The organism is Syntrophotalea acetylenivorans, assembly GCF_001887775.1.
In the GTDB taxonomy this organism is placed as follows: domain Bacteria; phylum Desulfobacterota; class Desulfuromonadia; order Desulfuromonadales; family Syntrophotaleaceae; genus Syntrophotalea_A; species Syntrophotalea_A acetylenivorans.
Window position 1 is genome coordinate 47,253 of record NZ_CP015519.1, and the last position, 19,558, is coordinate 66,810.

The window sequence follows — 19,558 nt, forward strand, 5'->3', positions numbered from 1 at the left end:
ACTCACCAGTTAGGTTATTTTTCTCAAGTTGCCCCGATTTTTCAAAAGATCATGATTCTGGTCCTACCTGAAGTATAAAAATTCATTCTTACCACGAAGGTCACGAAGTACACGAAGGAAAAATGAAGGCTAGAAAATCCATAAAAGATTGTTTTTCAGGTGTTTCTTCGTGCTCTTCGTGTGCTTCGTGGTTATAGCTTTTGGGTTTTGTATTTTTGTTTTTCGCCACAGCCTCCACAAAGCCCGAAAGATCAAAGGACAAAAAAATCACTCGACTAGGGTAGATAACCAAATATGCGGAACGTAATGCATTCGTAAAAGCTTAAAAGATTGCTAAAAAAACTTTGTTCGTCGACTGAGTGGGGCAGGGCACAACTGTTCCAGAAGGATTAAAACTCTTTTTTTATTGAATTTGCAGGGAAAATTAAGGACTGTCGAAAAAGCTTACATCGGTGATGGGGAGCCTTGACGATGGGAAAAAATCCTGGTTATTTAATGGGTAAGGAGTAGGAGAGTTTCTTGCAAAGAGTTCCATGGTTCTATCTATGTGTACCCCTTGAAACCGGTCTGGTTCGCTCGGTTATTGGCCAGAGCTGCGTATTTATGTGAGAGAGCAGATGTCCCAGGACCAGGAAGTCCCAAAACCAAATATGAACGGCATGGCGATCATCGATGAAATCTCCCGGGCCATTATCGGAGCCGATGATATTAGCTCTATCGCCTACCTGATTCTCGACCTGGCCATCAATTATACCGATGCCGAAAAGGGCTCCTTGATGTTGCTTGATAACCGGGGCCAGCTCTATATCCACAGTTCAAGGGGAATCAAGCATGAGCTAAGCCGTGATTACCGGCTCAATGTCGGCGAAGGCATAGCCGGCCGGGTTGCCGCCGAACAAAAACCGGTTCTGGTCACCGATATCGAGACCGATCAAAGGTTTCAGGATAGCGGCCGCGACCGTTACAGGACACGATCCTTCGTATCTTGCCCGATTGTCGGCCAGCACGGCTTGCTCGGGGTGCTTAACATTAACGATAAAAAGGGTGGTCAGCCTTTTACGGAAGAGGAATTTTCCCTGATTAAGGCGGTGGCCAGCCAGGCAGGTCTGGCGCTTAAAAACGCTCTGCTGGTCGACAAGTTCAAGGAAAAAATCACCTACTCGGAAGAAGTCAACCGGAAGCTCATCGAGACGGATCTGGCCAAAACCGATTTTTTGACCCGCCTTTCCCACGAACTACGAACCCCCCTGAATTCTATCAAGGGAGCGGTTTATTACCTGAAAAATACTGAGGCCTCCCGGGGCAGCGGCCAGAATGAGTTTTTGGGTATCATCGAAAGCGAGACCGAACGCCTTTCGGTTATCCTCGAAAAACAACTCGATTTTTTGCGGCTCGAAAACGAACGGCGGGTAGTCCAGAAATCGATTATCTCCATCGTTCCCCTTCTGGAACAGGCTATCGACTCCCACCTCATCAAAACCGCTCTGACCCAATATCAGGTGACTGTCGATCTGGAAGCCGATGCTTTGGAGCCGGATATCGTTGGTGACAAGGTACAGGTGAGCCATTTGCTCATGAACCTGGTTGCCGGTCTGGCAGGGCATCTCGAAAAGGGAGCCGGGATACGAATTCGGGTTTGCGAGGAGGATTCGGTTCTGCTTGAATTTATCTGCGATCAGGCCCTGCACGAGTCCACTCTAAAGACCCTGTTCCAGGGCAAAGACGATTTTGGTCTGGGCGAGTCGAGTCCGGCGATCAAGCTCTATCTCGTACGCAAGGCAGTGGAGACCAATGGTTGGCAGATAGAAGCCCATAACGGCCCCGAGGGGTTGGTCTGCCGCCTGTTGATTTCCCGCATGGCCTTGGAAATGGAGGAAGCGGCCCTGGATATGACCATGGGCAGGGTACTGGAATTCGTCTCCGGTCTGCTCGGAGCCAATACTTCCTCGCTGATGCTTTGCGATCAGCTGTCCGGTGACCTGGTGATTCGTTCCGCCCGGGGGATCGACGAAGAGTCTGTGCGAGGTACCCGGCTACGTATCGGGGATCGGTTGGCGGGCTGGGTAGCTGCCGAAGGCCAGCCCCTGCTGGTAGAGGATATCGAGGGCGACCCCCGTTTCAATCGCGGAGGCGGTAACCCTCGCTACAGTTCCCGGTCGTTGTTGTCTGTGCCGCTCAAGCGGAACGGCAAGGTGATCGGGGTGCTCAATCTGACCGACAAGCAGACTGAACAAGCCTTTACCGACAAAGATCTGAAGGTCGCCCAGGTGGTGGTGGAACGCATCACCGCCTTTATAGATAACCTCAAGGGCATGGCCAATCAGGGCGAAAAGGATTTTCGCAAGATTATCGCCTCCTTAGACAGCCTGCTGTCCGCAGAAGCCCGCTACGCCAAACGCAATACCTGCTACCTGGAACTGGTCGACGCTCTGATGAAGGAATTGCAGGCCGATGAGCGGGAACAAGAGTTGGCCTTATACGTTGCACTGATCTACGATCTCGGGCTTATGCTTCTTGACCGCCGCTTGTTGGAGAAGAAAAAGGAACTCTCCGATCTGGAGATGACCGCCCTTCAGAGTCATCCCTTCACCACCCTCGAGTTGCTGCAGGACTTCGACTGTTCCGAAGAGGTGCGCCATATCATTCTCCATCATCACGAACATTTCGACGGCAGCGGTTATCCAGACGGCCTGGCCGGCGAACAGATACCTCTGCTGTCTCGGGTGCTGGCAGTGGTCGACAGTTATTGCGCCATGACCGAAGATCGACCCTATCGAAGGGCATTGTCTTCCAGGGATGCTTTGGCAAAAATTCTGGAAGAGAGAGGGCAGAGCTACGATCCACAGGTGGTGTCGGCGCTGGAAAAGGTTTTGGTTGACTGAAGCAGGCGTCGCTTTCGCTGCTCGATCACCGACTGCCAAGTCCACCCCAATGTTAATTGCCTAAAGGCGGAATCTTCTACGGAAGGTTCCGCCTTTATGGTTTCTGGAGGCAGTTTGTCGGAAATGTTTACATGCTCGATGAGTTTGGCTTTGATCATAAATATAAGATAAACCCATGTTGCAAGCCTGATTAGCGGATGCGGGAATTCGAAAGTGTCTTGAATCAAGCGCAGCGTTGTGCAGAGAAACCCCTAGGGGGTTTGGGGTGCTTTGAAAAAAGTTAGAAAAGTCTGTCGAAAACTTTTACAAGCATGAAAATGAGGCGATTCGCAGAAGAAAAACATAGAGAAAACGGGTATTTATGGTGTTGGTATGGGTGTTGCTGTATAGATGGCCAAGAAGCGATTTGAACGTATTTGGCAATTTGGGTGGTCCTTCCAATATCTTAAAAGGAGATCGTGAAAATGAGGAAATTATTAGTTGTATTGCTTTCTGCTGCATTGCTGTTTGGGGCAGGCCTTGGCTCAGCCTTTGCGTTAACCCTGGACAATGGTCTTACGGGGGTTAACAACTTTCATCTTGAGTTGGGTCAGGGGCTGACCAGCAGTAGTATCGGTTTCGGTGGTTATGCCGATCAAGTTTTCCAATGGGATGTGTTCGTCGAGGTTGACGGGGCCGTGAGCAGCCTCTCTAATACTAGCATCTGGACCGAAACGCTCTCAATTGATGCTGGTAATACCGCCCTCAGCTTTGTGAACAGCGCTTTGGGTCTTACTGTGCAGGTGAATGGCACCCTCGGTCTCTTTGATAATGTCTTTGTCACCTCCTATACTCTGGCCAATACAGGTTCGCAAACCCTCACCGACATCAGCCTGTTTCAATACCTCGATCCTGACTTGGGCAATACCACCTCTAATGATGCTGCCGTTACTACTGTGGGTGGCGAAACCATGCTGCTGGCCATCGAAAATGATTCGGTGCCCAACTCCAGCATCGGGCTTGTTAATGGCGGGACTTTCGGTGGACTGAGCTTTGCCGGATGGGAGATCGACAATTTCTCTGTCCTGCGCAGCAATATCTTGGGTGGTGGTTATGACCTGACTGACAGCATCAACGGCACCAACCCCTTCGATGTTACCATGGCTCTGCAGTACGATATCGCTAGTCTTGCTGTCGGCACTTCTGTCTCAGCGACTTCTGAGTTGGTTGCCAACCCGGTTCCCGAACCCGGCACTCTGCTGCTGCTCGGCGGCGGCCTGGTCGGCCTGGCTTACCTGCGCAAGCGCAAAAAGGCCTGATCGATTTCAGCCTGACATAAAATGGGGCTGATTGCTCCTTGGATTTTAATAAACCCCGCTTCTTTTAGAAGTGGGGTTTGTTTTTGATGGAAACCTTAGGTTTCCATTTTTCGAGTTGTTCGATAATCATTCTTTTCTCTTTGGTTTGTCCAGAATATTTGAAGTGTCTATAATATTAGTACAGCTGAAAAAAACAGTTTGCTTTTATTCGCGCCCTTTGATATTCCTAATAAGTCATAAAATTGACATGCCTCGATGTGTTGTTTTTTCCATTTTTATGGCCCCTCCGGGCTGTTTTGCATAGGGTCGCAATATCTACATGTCCTTGATGAAATTCGCTGTCAACCAGAACTTGTGTTTCATCAGCTGTTGTTCCGCATTGGAAGAGCGGTTGGGCGTGTCATGCCGGCAGTTAATCGGCTCTCCTTACCATGAATGGCTTCCGACCATTAGGGAAGGGGCCGATGACGCGCTGAGTAAGGTGATTCGCTTTGGCGAGCCTGTGCAGCTTGTAGGGTATCGTTTTGTCTCATGGAATGGCGCCTGTACCGCCGACGTTGTTATTGAGCCCATGATGATGGATGATGGTGCCGTCGGTGCCCGGGTTCAGATCGGGGACCTTGAGTTCTGTGCCCCATCAAACAGCCTTCCGGCAGGCAAACGCTGGAGCGATATGGGCAAACTAGCGGCGATGCTTTCCCATGGAGTGCGCAACCCTCTCAATGCCATCAAGGGGGCGGTGACTTATCTGCAGGGTCGCTATTCCGAGGAAGCCGACCTGCAAGAGTTCACAGGCATCATGGTCGAGGAGATTTCCCGCCTGGAACAGTTTATTTGCGGTTTTCTAAGCACTTCTACGCAGGGGGCCGAACCGGAACTGGTCACTGCCGACTCTCTTCTGAAAAAGGTTGTTTCCTATACCCTCCTTCAGGCCAAAGCCGCCGGAGTATCCATCGCCCTTCTAGGTGACGATATTATACCGGTGCGTATCGATGCTTTTCAGTTCGAGCAGGCTGTCCTCAATCTGGTAAATAACGCCATGGCTGTGCTGGATGACGGCGGGCATATTCAGCTGTCCTGTACCATGTTGCAGCAGGGAGGGCTCCCCTTTGCGGTGGTGGAGGTCGCTGACGACGGCCCAGGAATGGATCCTGCCAGGATCAAGGAATTGCATGATCCCGCCAGTGAACCGCAGCTTGGTAAGGATCGCGGTTTTGGCCTGTACATTACTAGAGAAGTGGTCACTTCCTACGGTGGACGTTTGGAAATTGTCAGTGCTGAAGGGCAGGGAACCCGGGTCCAGCTGTGGTTGCCGGCCGCTAAAAGCGAAACCGAAGCGCAGGAGCAGTCGTGAGCAAGGGCCGCGTGCTGGTGGTCGATGACGAACCGAATGCGCTGCGGGTGTTGTCGGCCATCCTTGGCGAAGCCGGTTTCCATGTGCGCACGGCCAGTCATGTTGCCGAAGCGAAGCGGTTACTGCACGAGGACGAACTCGATGCCGTGATTACCGATATTCGCATGCCGGGCGAAGACGGACGGCAACTGTTCGATTATATCCAGCAGGAATTTTCCCAGATTCCTGTCATCTTTCTTACCGCTTTCGGTTCCGTCGAGTCCGCGGTTCGGGCGATGATGGAGGGGGCCTTCTACTATTTTGTGAAGCCCCCCGATTATGCCGCCCTGAAGGGGATATTGGCCCGGGCGGTGGAGCAGTGTTCTCTCAAGCGGGAGGTAGAGGAACTTAAGGCGCGCATTTCCGCCGGAGAGCGCCGGCCTGCTTTTGTGGTCGGATCGACCTCGAGCCGCAAGATCTGGGAAAATATACAGATCATCAAGGATGCCGAAAGCAGCGTGCTGATTCACGGGGAAACTGGCACCGGCAAGGAGCTCGTCGCCAGGGCGCTGCACTTTCAGGGGGTGCGTAAAGACCGTCCCTTTGTGGCCGTCAACTGTGCCGCGATCCCTAAAGAGCTCATCGAGTCCGAGTTGTTCGGCTATGAAAAGGGGGCCTTTACCGGCGCCGCCAGCCAGCGAATCGGTCGGGTCGAGCAGGCCGCCGGGGGAACCCTGTTTCTCGATGAAATTGGCGAACTCGACATCTCCGTTCAGGCCAAACTGCTGCGCCTGCTGCAGGAAAAGGAATTTGAACGCTTGGGCGGGAACCGCAAGGTCTCCGTCGATTTCCGGCTGCTCGCGTCCACCAACCGCCACCTTCCCGATGAGGTAGCTCAGGGCACTTTTCGCGAGGATCTTTTTTATCGCATCAATGTTTTTTGTATAGAAGTGCCCCCGTTGCGGGAGCGGGTTTCCGATATCCCCTTGCTGGTGGCCGAATTTTTAAAAGAATTCTGTGCCCGGGAAAACAAACTTCTTTCCCTCTCCCCCGCGGTAATGCAGCTATTCGAGCAATATCCCTGGCCAGGCAATATCCGACAACTGCGCAATGTTTTGGAGCGGGCCGTGGTGCTGTCCCGCGGCCGGGAAATCACCGAGCTCGAACTGCCTGTAGAAATTACCGCCCATCGTAGTGCCACCATTTCTTCTCTCGCCCCCGTTCGTCCCCTCAAGGAAGCGGAAGCGGACCTGATCCGCGATGCCCTGGAGCGCTGCCATGGCAACAAGTCCCAAGCCGCCCGCCTGCTCGGTATGTCCCGCAAGACCCTCTACAAGCGGATTGCTGATTTTAATCTTTGAAAGCCGTGATGGGTGAGGCCGTGAGACCAAAAGGCCGTAATTCGTGAGGGGTGGAGCCGTGAATGGTGAGTCCGTGAAGGGTGAAACCGTGAATTTAAACACGTAAATGGATTGAGACTGATTACGATTCACGTAAGTTCCCTCACGTTTGTCCACCCACGTTTGTCCACCCACGTTTGTCCACCCACGTTTGTCCACCCACGTTTGTCCACCCACGTTTGTCCACCCACGTTTGTCCACCCACGTTTGTCCACCCACGTTTGTCCACCCACGTTTGTCCACCCACGTTTGTCCACCCACGTTTGTCCACCCACGTTTGTCCACCCACGTTTGTCCACTCACGTTTGTCCACTCACGTTTGTCCACTCACGTTTGTCCACCCACGTTTGTCCACTCACGTTTGTCCACTCACGTTTGTCCACTCACGTTTGTCCACTCACGTTTGTCCACTCACGTTTGTCCACTCACGTTTGTCCACTCACTGTTTTTTCCTTCGGTCATCGTGAAGTTGTCACTTTTGGGTACAGTCGGGGCTTTATAAACGGGCCCTAAACAAACTGTTTCTTTTGTATACAGTGCTGGGGCAGCAAAGTGTGTCTAATGGTTACATATTGCTGCTTCCGCCCGGCTAAAACCTCCCTTCTTCAAGCTATCTCCCCCGCCAGGTTGCGTTGTTAATCCCTTGGTATAACCCTTGCTATGTTTGGCTTCGTTAATTTTTGTCAGGACAAAGCCGTGGTTTTTATGGACCTATGTGGGCATCTGCAACGGTTATGGTTCTGCCTGAAAAGTGAGGCTGATGTGAGTGCAAATCATATTTTAATCATTGACGAACAAAGAGCTGGCAGGATTTTTTCAGCCCTTACGACCCAGAGCGGCTATCAGACCGACTGGGCGGGGGCAGAGGATATTCTCCGGCATGAAATCGATCGATATGACCTTATCGTCATCAGTTATCCCTATGGGCGCGGGCTCATGGAACGGTTGGCGGAACAGGGACGGGCGTTGCTGGTATTAGCCGACTATGTTTGTGACGAACTCAGCTCGATCCTGGCGGGCCGTATGAACTGTTTTTATACTGTTAAACCTCTCGATTTTTCCAATTTTGGCAAGCTTGTGAAAAGTATATTAAATGAAAAGGGGGCCTTGTGAAAAATTTAAAAGACTTGACCCGATTGGTGTTGGTCGTTCTGCTGGTTTTTTCCTGCTTCGGGTGCGACAGCCGAACCAAAGAGCAACTTTTGCAAGAAGGCCTGGAATTGCAGGAGCAGAAGAATTTTACTGGCGCCATTGTGTTGTTTAAAAATGCATTGGAAAAGGACCCGAATTTTTTCGAGGCTCGCTATCAACTCGGCTTGATTTATTCCGCGAATAAACAGTACCTCAAGGCCGAAAAAGAACTAGAAAAAGTATTGCTGCAGGATCCGGGGAATGGTGAAGCCCTTTTACATTTAGCAGATGTCCGTCTTAAAAATAATCACGTAGACGAGGCTGTTTCTCTGTTGGAAGGTTACTTGAAAGAGCAACCCTCGAGCGTCCGGGCTCACGTGTTGTTTGGAAGAGGGATGGCTTTAAGCGGCAATCTGGATAAATCTGAAGCAGCGTACCAAAAGGCCCTCGCTTTGGATAATACCCACCATGGTGCGCGTAACGGCCTGGCCAGAGTCTATGGTGCCACGCAACGCTTCTCAGCTGCCCTAGCACTACTGCGAGAGTCCGTTGAGGACGACCCGCAGAACAAAGAAGCTCATTATTTACTCATGCAGTTGGAAGGAGCTGCCGGGAATGGCGATGAAGCCATAGCCGCGGGTCGCCAGCTACTCAAGGCGTTCCCCGGTGAACTTAAGGCCACGTATTTACTTGGGGTTCTGGAGCTTAATCGCGGGGGAGCCGATGCTGCGAAGGACCTGGCAGCCGACTTGGCGGCGCGTTACCCTGAACATCCTTATACTATTCGTCTCCAGGGTTTAGTCCTTTATGCGGAACAAAAATATTCCGAGGCTGCTGAGAAATTGCAACAGTCTCTTCAGAGAATGTCTGATCTTTCAGGTAAATACGTGCTCGGGTTGGCTTATTACAAGGAAGGTCAATACGAACTGGCGCTAAATCAGTTTCAAAATGCTCTTGATGACCAGCCTGAACATATCCAGGCACGACTCATGGTCGCACAAACCCTATTTAGACAGAACCGGCTTGACGACAGTCGGGTTGCCGCTGAACTGGTACTCAAAGCTGACCCGAAAAATGCTTTGGCCCACGACATTGTTGGGAGTGTGTATCTTGCCCAAGGCGATTTTGATCGGGGCATGTCTGCAATTGACGAGGCTGTAAAATTAGCCCCTGACCTGGTTGATGCACAGCTTAAGAAAGGCATGTTCCACCTGACCCAGGGAAGCTTTGAAAAGGCTGAAGAGCCTCTGGCAGAGGTGGTGCGCATGACTCCCGAATTGCTGAATTCACGTCTGCTTTTGGCCTCGTCTTATCTGCGGCGGCAGGACTATGTCAAGGCCATCGATGTGCTGCAGAAGGGGTTAAAGGGTGGCGAAGAAGATGCCGTGATTCACAATTACCTGGCTGCGGCCTATCTGGGACAAGGGCAAACGGAGTCAGCCTTGGTTGAGCTAAAAAAAGCCAAGGAAAGTAAACCGAACTATCTGTCGCCTTATATCAATTTGGCCAATCATTATCTTACCCGCGGGGAGCTGAAGCGTGCGGCGGGTGAATACCAGGCATATCTGCAAGTAGTCCCTGACAATCTCAGGGCCTTGCTTTCCTTAGGCACGATCCAGGAATTGGAGAAGGACAATCAAGGTGCTGAAAAGACATTCGTCAGCGCTGCTGAAACCGGCGCACCAGAGGGCCATATTGCTTTAGCGATGTTCCTGGGCCGCCAGGGCCAGATGCAAAAAGCGTTGGATGTTTTGCAGGAGGGGTTGGCGCAGCAAGCGAAGCACCCCGGTTTGCTGGAATTAAAGGGTAAAATGCTGATCAGACAAAAGCAGTTTGCCGAAGCACAAGAAGTTTTTCAGATTCTCTCCGAAGTTCAACCCGCTAAGGGGCTTCCTCTATTGGTCGCAACCCTTGTTCAACAAGGGCATGTTGAACAAGCGGAAAAGGTAGCTCGCCAGCAAGTCGAGCGTGCCGCTGGCGATCCTCAGGGCTATCTGCTACTGGCGGAGATCTATAAACAGGAGCAAAAATTTTCCAAAGGGATCGAGGTCCTGGAACAGGGTCTGGCTATGATAAAAAATGCGCCAGCTTTACACATGACCCGTGCCGCAATTTATCAAGCTTGGGATAAAAAAAACCAGGCTCTCGAGGTTTATGGTGAATTACGCAAGCAGTATCCTGAGTACCTGCCCGCGACTTTCAGCCTGGCCGCCCTGCATGACAGCCGGGGCGACAAGCGGCAGGCTCTGTCCCTGTACCGCGCCTGTCTCGAACAGGATGCCGACTACCTGCCGGCATTGAACAATCTGGCTTATCTGTATGCCGATAACTACGGGGATCTTGATGAAGCGCTGAACATGGCCGGCCGTGCTTTGCGCAGCCAGCCGACGAATGCCGGCATCATGGATACCTTGGGATACGTTTTGCTGCGCATGGAACGGTTCACCGAAGCATTGCCGTATTTACAAAAAGCGGCGCAGATGCTGCCGAAGGAACCTCTGGTTAAGATTCACTTGGGGCAGGCTTACTTTGGTCTCGAGCAATTTGTCGAAGCACAGAAGGTGTTGCAGCAAGTCCAAACCGGCAGGCTGAGCGAAACCGAGACTCTTCAAGTGGAAAAACTGTTGCAAGAATTGGCTACCAAAGGTTAAGGGAAAGGGTGAATCAATCGTGAGAAAGATTTCCTGGGGGCTCCTTTGGGCCGATACCACCCTTGCACTGTTATCTCTGCTGATTGGGGCTTTCCTTCGCTTTGGCAGGGTCGAAGAGGTTCCCAATCTGCCCTATTATGGATTTTCCAAGGTAGTGCCATTTGTGGCCATAGTCATTATATGCGGGTTTTTCTGTGAGCTCTATTCCAAGGAGCACCGCAGCCAGGGGGCAGAACTGGCGGCCCGTCTTGCCGTAGAGATGATGGCGGCGTTGCTGGTGCTGTCGGTCTTTTATTATTTGGTGCCGCCGGCTATGATCGGACGCGGCTATCTGACCCTGGCTTTGGCAACATGCGGAGTGCAGCAGTTCATACTCCGCAGGGCCCTGCAGGAACTGGGGCGCTTGCCCGGGTTCGCCCAGCGGGTACTGATTCTCGGTGTCGGGCCGTTGGCCGAAACCATGGAGCAGGCCTTGGGCCTATCCAAGGACAATTACGTACTGGCAGGTTTTGTCCAGCCGGATACCGATTTGGTGACCGTGTCTGCCGATCGGGTGGTTGGCCGGGTCGAGGATATTCGTGAGCTGGCCGACCGTCACCGCGCCACCGAGTTGGTTGTTTCCTTGACCGAGCGGCGCGGGGCTTTGCCAATGCGGGAGCTTCTGAGGTGTAAGCTGAGTGGCATCAATGTACTGGATGCTTCCTGCTTTTATGAAAAGATGGCCGGCAAGCTGCTGGTGGAAAATATCCAGCCGAGCTGGTTTATCTATTCCGGTGGCTTCCGCAATACGCCCTTCCGACTTTTTTTCAAGCGGATTCTCGATGTCGTGTGTTCGCTTTTCGGGATTTTACTTGCGCTGCCGCTCTTCCCGTTAGTGGCTCTGCTGGTCAAGTTCGATTCGCCCGGGCCGGTGCTGTTCAAGCAAAAGCGGGTTGGCGAAGGCGGGCGCGATTTTTACATTCTGAAGTTTCGCACCATGTGTCAGGATGCGGAGAAAAAGACCGGTGCGGTGTGGGCCACGGAAAACGATCCGCGCGTAACCCGCGTCGGAAACTTTTTACGCAAAACCCGCCTTGACGAAATTCCCCAGCTGTTCAACGTGTTGCGAGGCGACATGAGCTTTGTCGGTCCTCGTCCCGAACGTCCTGAGTTCGTCAGTCGACTCAGCGAAACGATTCCCTATTACAATAAACGTCATTTCATCAAGCCGGGAGTGACCGGCTGGGCGCAGATATGCTACCCCTATGGCGCATCGGAAGAAGATGCCCTGGAGAAGCTGCGTTACGATCTGTATTACATTAAGAATTATTCGATTCTTCTCGATTTGTCTATTATGCTGGAAACCGTCAAGACGGTTATCTACGGCCGCGGAGGAAGGTGAATGCTTGGGAAAAAGTTGATTTTAGCAGTGGCGTTTCTGGGTTTATTGAGCTCGGTCGCCTGGGGCAAGGACTATCTTGTCGGTGACGGCGACGTGCTGCAGGTTTCTGTCTGGGGTGTACCTGAGCTGACTGTCGAGGTTACCGTGCGGCCCGATGGCAAGATTACCCTGCCTGCCGCCGGTGATGTGGTTGCCTCCGGGTTGTCTCCGGCGCAGCTTAGTTCACGCTTGACCGAAGTACTTGAGAAATTTGTGAAAAAACCGGTCGTGACCGTTTCCGTGAACCAGATCACCAACAACCGGGTCTATGTTTCAGGTGGCGGCTCCGGACCAACGGTGGTGCCCCTGCCTGGTCGTACCAGCCTTCTCAAGCTGCTCTGCCGGCTGGAAAATCTTAGCAATGCGGATCTGCGCCGGGCTTACATCATTCGCGATGGTCAGCGTGTCGAGGCCGATTTCTACCGGCTGTTCGTCAAGGGGGATATTTCCCATGATGTCACCTTGCAGCCCGAGGATGTGCTGTTTCTGCCCACTCAAGAGCTCAACAAGGTCTATGTAACCGGTGCCGTTCAAGATCCGAAATATATTTTTTACCGCGAGGGCATGACGGTGCTCGATGCCATTCTTGAAGCCGGCGGCTTTGGCGAATATGCCAAACAAAACGATGTCCTGGTCGTGCGCAAGGACAGTGAAGAACTGGAATTACGCATCAAGGACCTGATGTTTGGCAAGGATCTCAAACAGAATATTGCCCTGCAGCCCGGTGACCAGGTCGTGGTCAAGGAAAGCATGTTTTAATTTCCGTAATGCGTGAGGCGTGAATCGTAACTGGTTCAAGCCAATCTGCCCCTCACTGCTTGCGAGAAACAAACCTATTACGTTTTACGAATTACGGATTATAGATGGAATCGAATAAAAACGAAATTATCAACATCCTGCGGATGGTCTACCGGCGCAAAGGGCTTTTCTGCCTGGTGGCCCTGCTGATCACCACCTCGGTGATCACCTACAGCTATTTCATTCCGAAAAAGTACCAGGCAGACAGTACGGTCTTCATTGAAAAGAATGTCATCAACAGCCTGGTCAAGGGGCTGGCGATTACTCCGGATATGAACGACCGGGTCCGGGTGCTGAAATACGCCCTGCTCAGCCGAGAGTTGGTGGCCCGGGTATTGGACGATATCGACAGCACTCCTCCGTTGGGCAATGAAAGCCAGAAACAGGATTTCATTAGTGCACTGCAGCGGCGAGTCAAGCTGTCGGTCAAGGGGAAAGGGGACCTTTTTATTATTTCCCTGATCGATGGAAACCCGATTTTCGCCCGGGATTTTATCAACAGCCTGGTGCGCACCTATGTCGAGGAAAACCTGTCGGCCAAAAGGGAGGAAACCTATGGTGCCAACCGGTTCCTCGATGAGCAGATTGCCCTGTTCAAAATCAAGCTGGATCAGAGTGAGGATGCGATCATTCAGTTTCGCCGCAGTCAGAACGTGTTTCTTGGCAACGACGAACAGTCCAAGGTGGCCGATATAAAAAGCTATCAGAGCCAGATCGATCAGATCGACCTGGATATTACCACCCTGAGCGCTAAAAAGCAGTTGCTGGGGAAACAGCTGCAGACCATCGACCCTGAAATCTCCCTGTTCAGTGAAAAACGCCGGAAAGACACCATTGCCCTGCTTGAAGAACGGCTCAACGGCTTGTTGCTAACCTACACCGAGAGCTATCCCGAGGTGGTCCGCCTCAAGGCCGAAATCGAGGCTCTGCGAATACAAAAGGAGCGTGGCGGCGACCAGATTGCGCCGATGGAAATGCAAGGAGTCAACCCCGTCTATCAGGAAACCTTGCAGAATAAATTGGCCCTCGAAGCGGAAATTAATTCGTTAAAAGCCAAAAAAAGTAAGTTGCAGCAGATGGTTCAGGCGCGGGAGGCAGCGCTGCGGGAAGTGCCGGAGCAGCGCAAGGAACTCGATCGCCTGATCCAAGAACGGGACTCTGCCCGCAAGATCTACCAGGAACTGTTGCTGCGCCTCGGCCAGTCGGAGGTCTCCAAGCAGATGGAGATCGGCGACAAAGCCACTACCTTTCGCATCGTCGATCCGGCCATTCTGCCCCGAGTACCGGTGTCGCCAAATATGCTCAAGATGATCCTGCTGGCCATTGCCGCCGGACTCGGTGCCGCGGGAGGGCTAGTGATGCTCCTCGAAAAGAGCGATGCCTCGGTAAAAAGCGTCGAGGACCTCAAGCCTCACGGGTTGCTGGTACTAGCACAGATTCCGAGCATCGTTGACGAGCAGGCGGTACGGAGGAGAAAAAAAAGGGACCGCTGGTTCTATGCCGCAGCAACGGGCTATGGGCTGTTGGTCTTTGCTCTGCTTGCGTATGAGAGTCTCTATCGGCTTAAAGGGTAAAATGCAAGGCTAATTGGACGCAGATGACCGCAGATTAGGTCAAAGTCTTATCACCACAGAGGGCACGAAGAACACGAAGGAATATTCTTGAAGTAACAGCTTATCTCTGTGTTCTCTAGTGAGTGCAACGAACGGGCGGTAAAACCCAGTTTTTGTTTGATCAGCGTATGCGAAGCATCAGATTTTATCTGCGTCCAATTCCGGGTTTAAGGGGTTGTAAAGCTTAATCGAGACACAGATTACGAATTACTGATTACTTTTTACCGTTTGTGGATTACAGGTTTTAGGAAACGGAAATAAATTATGAGCCGAATTGAAAAAGCCATCGAAAAGGCCAACCAACTGCGACAGGGCGCTCCTGCCGATATATCACCGGTAAAGGTTACGCCGCTGCCGGCCGCTGCGTCGACCATCCAGCCGCCCGCCGAGGACCTTCCGACGGGTCAGGCCCTGCAGCCGGACCACCCCTGTTTGGTCATCAACCGTGACCCCGGTGAAGGAATCGCCGAAGAATACCGCAAGCTCAAGTCGGTGGTGTTCGAACTGACTCGGCAGGGCGGCTTTGACAACACCCTGTTGGTGACCAGCGATCTGCCCGATGCAGGTAAGAGCCTCACAGCTCTCAATCTGGCTCTCACCATGGCCAAGGAGTACGACCATACGGTGCTGCTGGTCGATACCGACCTGCGCAAGCCGTCGGTGCATAAATACCTTGGCATTGCCCCGGAAAAAGGTCTGTTGCATTGTCTGACCGAGAACTACCCCCTGGAAAAGGCCTTGATCCGCACCGGCATCGGTAAGCTGGTGGTGCTGCCGGCCGGTGGCACCGTAGCCGACCCAGCCGAACTGCTCGCATCCAATCGCATGCGCGATCTGGTTGCCGAACTCAAGGCTCGCTATCCGGATCGCTATGTCATCTTCGATACCACGCCGGTATTACCTTTTGCCGAGGCGTCGGTGCTCGGCTCCCTGGTCGACAAGATCCTGTTCGTGGTCCGCGAGCGCCAGACCCGTAATGACCATCTGCAAGAAGCCCTGGGAATGCTCAAAGGGAACAATCTGCTCGGCATCGTTTATAACGACGCCGATGTCAGTCATAAAATGGATCATTACCGGTATTACAATTATTGATTTCCGTAATAGGTAATGCGTGAGGCTTAACGGGACGCAGATTCACGCAGATCAACGCAGAAAAGGTCAAAGCCTTTTCACCACGAAGCTCACGAAGGACGCGAAGGAATAGTCTGGAAGTAATAGCTTATCCCGGTGTTCTCAACCAGCGTAACGGTTAGGTGGTAAAAGCCGGGTTTAAATTGATCAGCGTATGCGTCAGTATCAGATTTTATCAGCGTCCAAATCAGGGCTTAAAGGCTTTTCGGGAACGCAGATGAACGCAGAAAAGGTCAAAGTCTTTTCACCACGAAGGGCACGAAGAAACACGAAGAGATCCTTTTGGAATAATGGTTTTCTCTGTGTTCTTTAGTGAGCAGAGCGAACGGGCGGTAAAAACAAGGTTTTGATCGCTTTACGTTTAAGTGATGATTTTATGGGTTTGGAATGTCGAAGGAGGAAACTTTGCAGCGTATATTGACCATTATTGTCCTGCTAGGAGCCTTATGGCCGCTGTCAGCCCGGGCGGCATTTCAGATCGAACCCCGCCTGCAGCTTCGGGAAGAGTTTACCGACAACCTGTTTCTCGATGACCGGGACGAAGAAAGTGATTTCATCACCACCATCAATCCGGGGATTCTACTGCGCTATGACGCCCGGTTGCTGGAGCTAGAACTCGATTATGGCCTAAACTTTCTCAAATATTTGCACCACGACGAAAAGGACGAAACCAGCCTGAGAGATACTCAGCGGATTCAGTTGAGAAGCGTCTTTTTGCCCGGGCAGGATTTCTCCGTGACGGTGCTCAATGAGTATCAGCGGGTGACCATCGACAGCCAGCGCCAAGTCGATGAAGACAGTCCTTTCGTCAACAAGAGCAACCGTAACAAGCTGGTGATCAACCCCGAATATCGCAGCAGCTATTTCAGGACCTTTACCCCCAGCGTCGGTTACCGGTTTGAAAAAATTGACTATGACAAGCCGGAAGGGGACGATTCCTACAGCCAAGAGGTCTACCTTGATCTGCGCAAGCAGCTCAACTCCAAGATCGATGTGACCCTTGGGGCGAGCCAGCAGTTCTATCGTGCCGACCGGGATCAGGATACTGGCCAGGACGAGGACTACGATCGCCTGGATGTCACCGGTCGTCTCGACTACCGTCTCAGTCGGGCCCTTACCCTGCGGGCCGGAGGCGGCAGCGGTTGGGTTGATTATAAGGATCAGGACGAGGAACAATCCCTGCTCTGGGATCTGGCTCTTGACTATCAGCCCGGCTCCCGCTGGCGGGCAGGCCTCGCCTACCGAGAGGACTTCAGTCAATCCGTCAATGAAGGCTTGACCCGCAGCAAGCGTTTCGAAGCCTCCTTCGATTACCTTGAGCGACTGCCTGTCAGCCTGCTGCTCTACGCCGACAAGCAGGATTACCAGACCGAAGATCGTGAAGACCGCTCCATCGGGGGGAACTTCAAGCTCACCATCCCCTTTGCCAATCGACTGTCTCTCAACCTGACCAGCGAAGCCTCGGTCTGGCGCTTCCGACCCGAAGACGAGGATGCTTTCCGCTACGGAGCCGGTCTGGCCGCCAGTTACCCCTTCAAGATCGGCACCCTGAGCGCCGGTTACCGCTACCGGGCCAGTAATTCCGACCTGGACGAGAACGATTATAAGAGCAATGTTGTTTATGTTCAGGCGGGTTTAACTTTCTAAAGGCCGTAATGCGTGACGGGTGAAGCCGTGAGTATAAACACGTAATAGGGGGAAAAACCTTTTTCTGTTCACGGGATTTATCACTAGCGTCCTTTGACTCACGTTTTAATCCTCACGGCAGTAGACTCACGGCAGTAGACTCACGTTTCCTTACTCACGGAAGTACACTCACGGATTTAAAACCATGTACGAATCCTTCTTCGGTCTCAAAGACAAACCCTTCAGCCTGGTGCCGGACCCGCGTTTTCTCTTTTTGAGCGCGACCCACAAAAAGGCTCTGCGTTACCTGCAGTACGGTCTTCAGGAAGGGGCCGGTTTTATTCTGCTCACCGGCGAGGTCGGCTCGGGCAAGACCACTATCCTAAAGGATTTTGTATCTCGTCTCGCCGGGGATACGGCATTGGCCATGGTGTTCAATACCTCCCTCGACGGCGAACAGCTGCTGGCCGCCATCAATGAAGAATTCGGTCTCGATATCCAAGGCCGGGACAAGATGGCCCTTCATCGCGATCTCAACGATTTCCTCATTCAGCAGTACGCCGACAGCATTCGGCCGATCTTGATTATCGACGAGGCGCAGAATCTCTCCGCCGAATCGTTGGAAGAGATTCGTCTGTTGTCCAACTTGGAAACCGGTGGCACCAAGCTGTTGCAGATCATTCTGGTAGGCCAGCCAGAATTGCAGGAAATCCTTGATCAGCACCGTCTGCGTCAGCTTCGGCAACGCATTGCCGTCAGTTGTCATCTCAGCACATTGTCTTTGGCCGAAGTCGAGGAGTACATCTTCTATCGTCTCGAAAAGGCTGGCAACCGAGGTGCACTCAGCTTCGAGGCGGACTGTATGGAGGTCATCCACCGTTACAGCGGCGGCATCCCCAGGTTGGTCAACCGCATTTGCGATTTTTTGCTGCTGGCCGCCTTCGGCGAGGAGACCTTTTATCTGACCCTGGATCTGGTTACCGAGGTCGCCAGCGAAGCCGGTGACGCGACGGCTCTGGAAGGGGGGCATCCGCGCACGCAGGATCTGCCCGATGAAGGCGCGGAAACACGCCTTGAGCAACTCGAATCGGATTTTGCCCGCATGCTCTCCGGGGATCTGGAGAAAGAACGAATTTTTGAGAAGCTTACCCTGTTTGAGAATGTGTTAAAAAAAATGATTAAAAAACAACAGCTTCAGTTCGATGCGCTGGAGGAGAGTATCGACAAACTTTCTTCCCGTCTGGAAGAGGTGGAGAAGAAGCGGGGGATCTCGTTGGTCAAATGATTTGTTGTCCACGGAAAATACGGTGAAAAGCTTTGTCCACGGAAAACACAGAAAGCACTGACAATGCAGAAATAATAGAGTGGTTCTTTTCAGTGACTTCCGTGCCTTCAGTGGACAAGAAGAGTTTGAAGTTTGAGTTTTGGTTTTTATTCAAAACCTGAAAGGCATAATCGGTCCACGGAAAACACAGAAAGCACGGAAAGGTTAAGAGCAAATATTCAGTGTCTTCTGTGGGCAGAAAAGGTTTTAAGTGAGTTCAGAAGATAAACAGTTGCTGCTTGAAAAAGAGACTTACGTGATTCGTGGCGCGGTGTTCGAGGTTTATCGAGAGATGGGTTGCGGATTTCTGGAGGCTGTTTATCAGGAGTGTCTGGAAAAAGAGTTTGCTCGACAAACAATCCCTTATACTTCACAGCAAACGTTGCAACTCATGTATAAAGGGGAACTTTTGCACCAGAGCTATAAGCCTGATTTTATTTGTTTCGACTCAGTGGTTGTTGAACTGAAAGCTCTTGCAAAACTGACCGGTGAACATAAAGCACAGTTGCTGAACTATCTGAAAGCATCAGGTTTACGGGTCGGTTTGTTGGTCAACTTCGGTTCTTATCCGAAAGCGACTTTGGAGCGAATTGTTCTTTGATCAAAGCGGGTCCAACGGAAAACACGGTGATAAGCTAGGCCCACGGAATACACGGAAAGCACTGAAGGTAAAGAAGGGTAAGGCTGTTTTTTTCAGTGACTTCAGTGCCTTCTGTGGTCAAAAAGGTTTGAAGGTTTAGTTCAGGTTTGACAATACGGACATTAAGGTCGAGCTCAGTCCACGGAAAGCACTGAAAGCACGGAAGGGTTAAATTGTTTTTTCTGTGACTTCAGTGGACAAAAAGAGTTTGAAGACTGAGCCTGGTTTTAATAACAAAAACCCCTAAGTTGCAATCGGTCCATGAAAAATACAGAACGCATGTAATAGTCAGCAAGTATTTTCAGTATCTT

Annotated in this window: 13 protein-coding genes; all 13 read left to right on the forward strand. The window is 51.8% G+C overall.

What is annotated here, in order from left to right; translation table 11 throughout:
• Positions 1-617 precede the first annotated feature (617 nt).
• The 13 genes from A7E78_RS00235 (at position 618) to A7E78_RS00295 (ending at position 19,208) form a co-directional block, all read left to right on the forward strand.
• On the forward strand, positions 618-2,882 hold the full coding sequence (locus A7E78_RS00235; protein WP_072282386.1) for a GAF domain-containing protein: 2,265 nt from the start codon (positions 618-620) through the stop codon (positions 2,880-2,882).
• 464 nt (positions 2,883-3,346) lie between these two features.
• Positions 3,347-4,180 carry a PEP-CTERM sorting domain-containing protein gene (locus A7E78_RS00240; RefSeq protein ID WP_072282387.1) on the forward strand — a complete coding sequence of 278 codons (834 nt, stop codon included), beginning with the start codon at positions 3,347-3,349 and terminating at the stop codon, positions 4,178-4,180.
• A gap of 397 nt (positions 4,181-4,577) precedes the next feature.
• Complete coding sequence (locus A7E78_RS00245) at positions 4,578-5,534, forward strand: ATP-binding protein (protein WP_235606844.1); 957 nt, start codon at positions 4,578-4,580, stop codon at positions 5,532-5,534.
• On the forward strand, positions 5,531-6,874 hold the full coding sequence (locus tag A7E78_RS00250) for a sigma-54-dependent transcriptional regulator (protein ID WP_072282389.1): 1,344 nt from the start codon (positions 5,531-5,533) through the stop codon (positions 6,872-6,874). The genes A7E78_RS00245 and A7E78_RS00250 overlap by 4 nt, the downstream gene beginning before the upstream one ends.
• An 801-nt stretch (positions 6,875-7,675) precedes the next feature.
• Entirely contained in the window at positions 7,676-8,026 is a 351-nt protein-coding gene (locus tag A7E78_RS00255) for a hypothetical protein (RefSeq protein WP_145924808.1), read from the forward strand.
• Positions 8,023-10,695: an XrtA/PEP-CTERM system TPR-repeat protein PrsT gene (gene prsT, locus A7E78_RS00260; protein WP_072282391.1), complete on the forward strand. Its 2,673-nt coding sequence runs from the start codon at positions 8,023-8,025 to the stop codon at positions 10,693-10,695. The genes A7E78_RS00255 and prsT overlap by 4 nt, the downstream gene beginning before the upstream one ends.
• Before the next feature lie 19 nt (positions 10,696-10,714).
• Positions 10,715-12,076, forward strand: a complete 1,362-nt coding sequence (locus tag A7E78_RS00265) for a TIGR03013 family XrtA/PEP-CTERM system glycosyltransferase (RefSeq protein ID WP_072282392.1) — start codon at positions 10,715-10,717, stop codon at positions 12,074-12,076.
• Positions 12,077-12,874 carry a polysaccharide biosynthesis/export family protein gene (locus tag A7E78_RS00270; RefSeq protein WP_072282393.1) on the forward strand — a complete coding sequence of 266 codons (798 nt, stop codon included), beginning with the start codon at positions 12,077-12,079 and terminating at the stop codon, positions 12,872-12,874.
• Positions 12,875-12,978: 104 nt separating this feature from the next.
• Positions 12,979-14,487, forward strand: coding sequence for an XrtA system polysaccharide chain length determinant (locus A7E78_RS00275; protein WP_072282394.1), 1,509 nt, complete (start codon positions 12,979-12,981; stop codon positions 14,485-14,487).
• A gap of 303 nt (positions 14,488-14,790) precedes the next feature.
• Positions 14,791-15,618: an XrtA-associated tyrosine autokinase gene (locus A7E78_RS00280; protein WP_072282395.1), complete on the forward strand. Its 828-nt coding sequence runs from the start codon at positions 14,791-14,793 to the stop codon at positions 15,616-15,618.
• A gap of 444 nt (positions 15,619-16,062) precedes the next feature.
• Entirely contained in the window at positions 16,063-17,304 is a 1,242-nt protein-coding gene (locus A7E78_RS00285) for a TIGR03016 family PEP-CTERM system-associated outer membrane protein (protein ID WP_072282396.1), read from the forward strand.
• A gap of 184 nt (positions 17,305-17,488) precedes the next feature.
• On the forward strand, positions 17,489-18,568 hold the full coding sequence (locus A7E78_RS00290; protein ID WP_072282397.1) for an XrtA/PEP-CTERM system-associated ATPase: 1,080 nt from the start codon (positions 17,489-17,491) through the stop codon (positions 18,566-18,568).
• Between the two features lie 271 nt (positions 18,569-18,839).
• Positions 18,840-19,208 (forward strand): GxxExxY protein, encoded by a 369-nt coding sequence (locus tag A7E78_RS00295; RefSeq protein ID WP_235606767.1) that lies wholly within the window; start codon positions 18,840-18,842, stop codon positions 19,206-19,208.
• Positions 19,209-19,558: the final 350 nt, after the last annotated feature.

What these genes read in the sequence shown, in the direction of transcription:
- A7E78_RS00235 (WP_072282386.1), top strand. Translation starts at nt 618, where the DNA reads ATGTCCCAGGACCAGGAAGTCCCAAAACCAAATATGAACGGCATGGCG.
- A7E78_RS00240 (WP_072282387.1), top strand. Translation starts at nt 3,347, where the DNA reads ATGAGGAAATTATTAGTTGTATTGCTTTCTGCTGCATTGCTGTTTGGG.
- A7E78_RS00270 (WP_072282393.1), top strand. Translation starts at nt 12,077, where the DNA reads ATGCTTGGGAAAAAGTTGATTTTAGCAGTGGCGTTTCTGGGTTTATTG.
- A7E78_RS00275 (WP_072282394.1), top strand. Translation starts at nt 12,979, where the DNA reads ATGGAATCGAATAAAAACGAAATTATCAACATCCTGCGGATGGTCTAC.
- A7E78_RS00280 (WP_072282395.1), top strand. Translation starts at nt 14,791, where the DNA reads ATGAGCCGAATTGAAAAAGCCATCGAAAAGGCCAACCAACTGCGACAG.
- A7E78_RS00290 (WP_072282397.1), top strand. Translation starts at nt 17,489, where the DNA reads ATGTACGAATCCTTCTTCGGTCTCAAAGACAAACCCTTCAGCCTGGTG.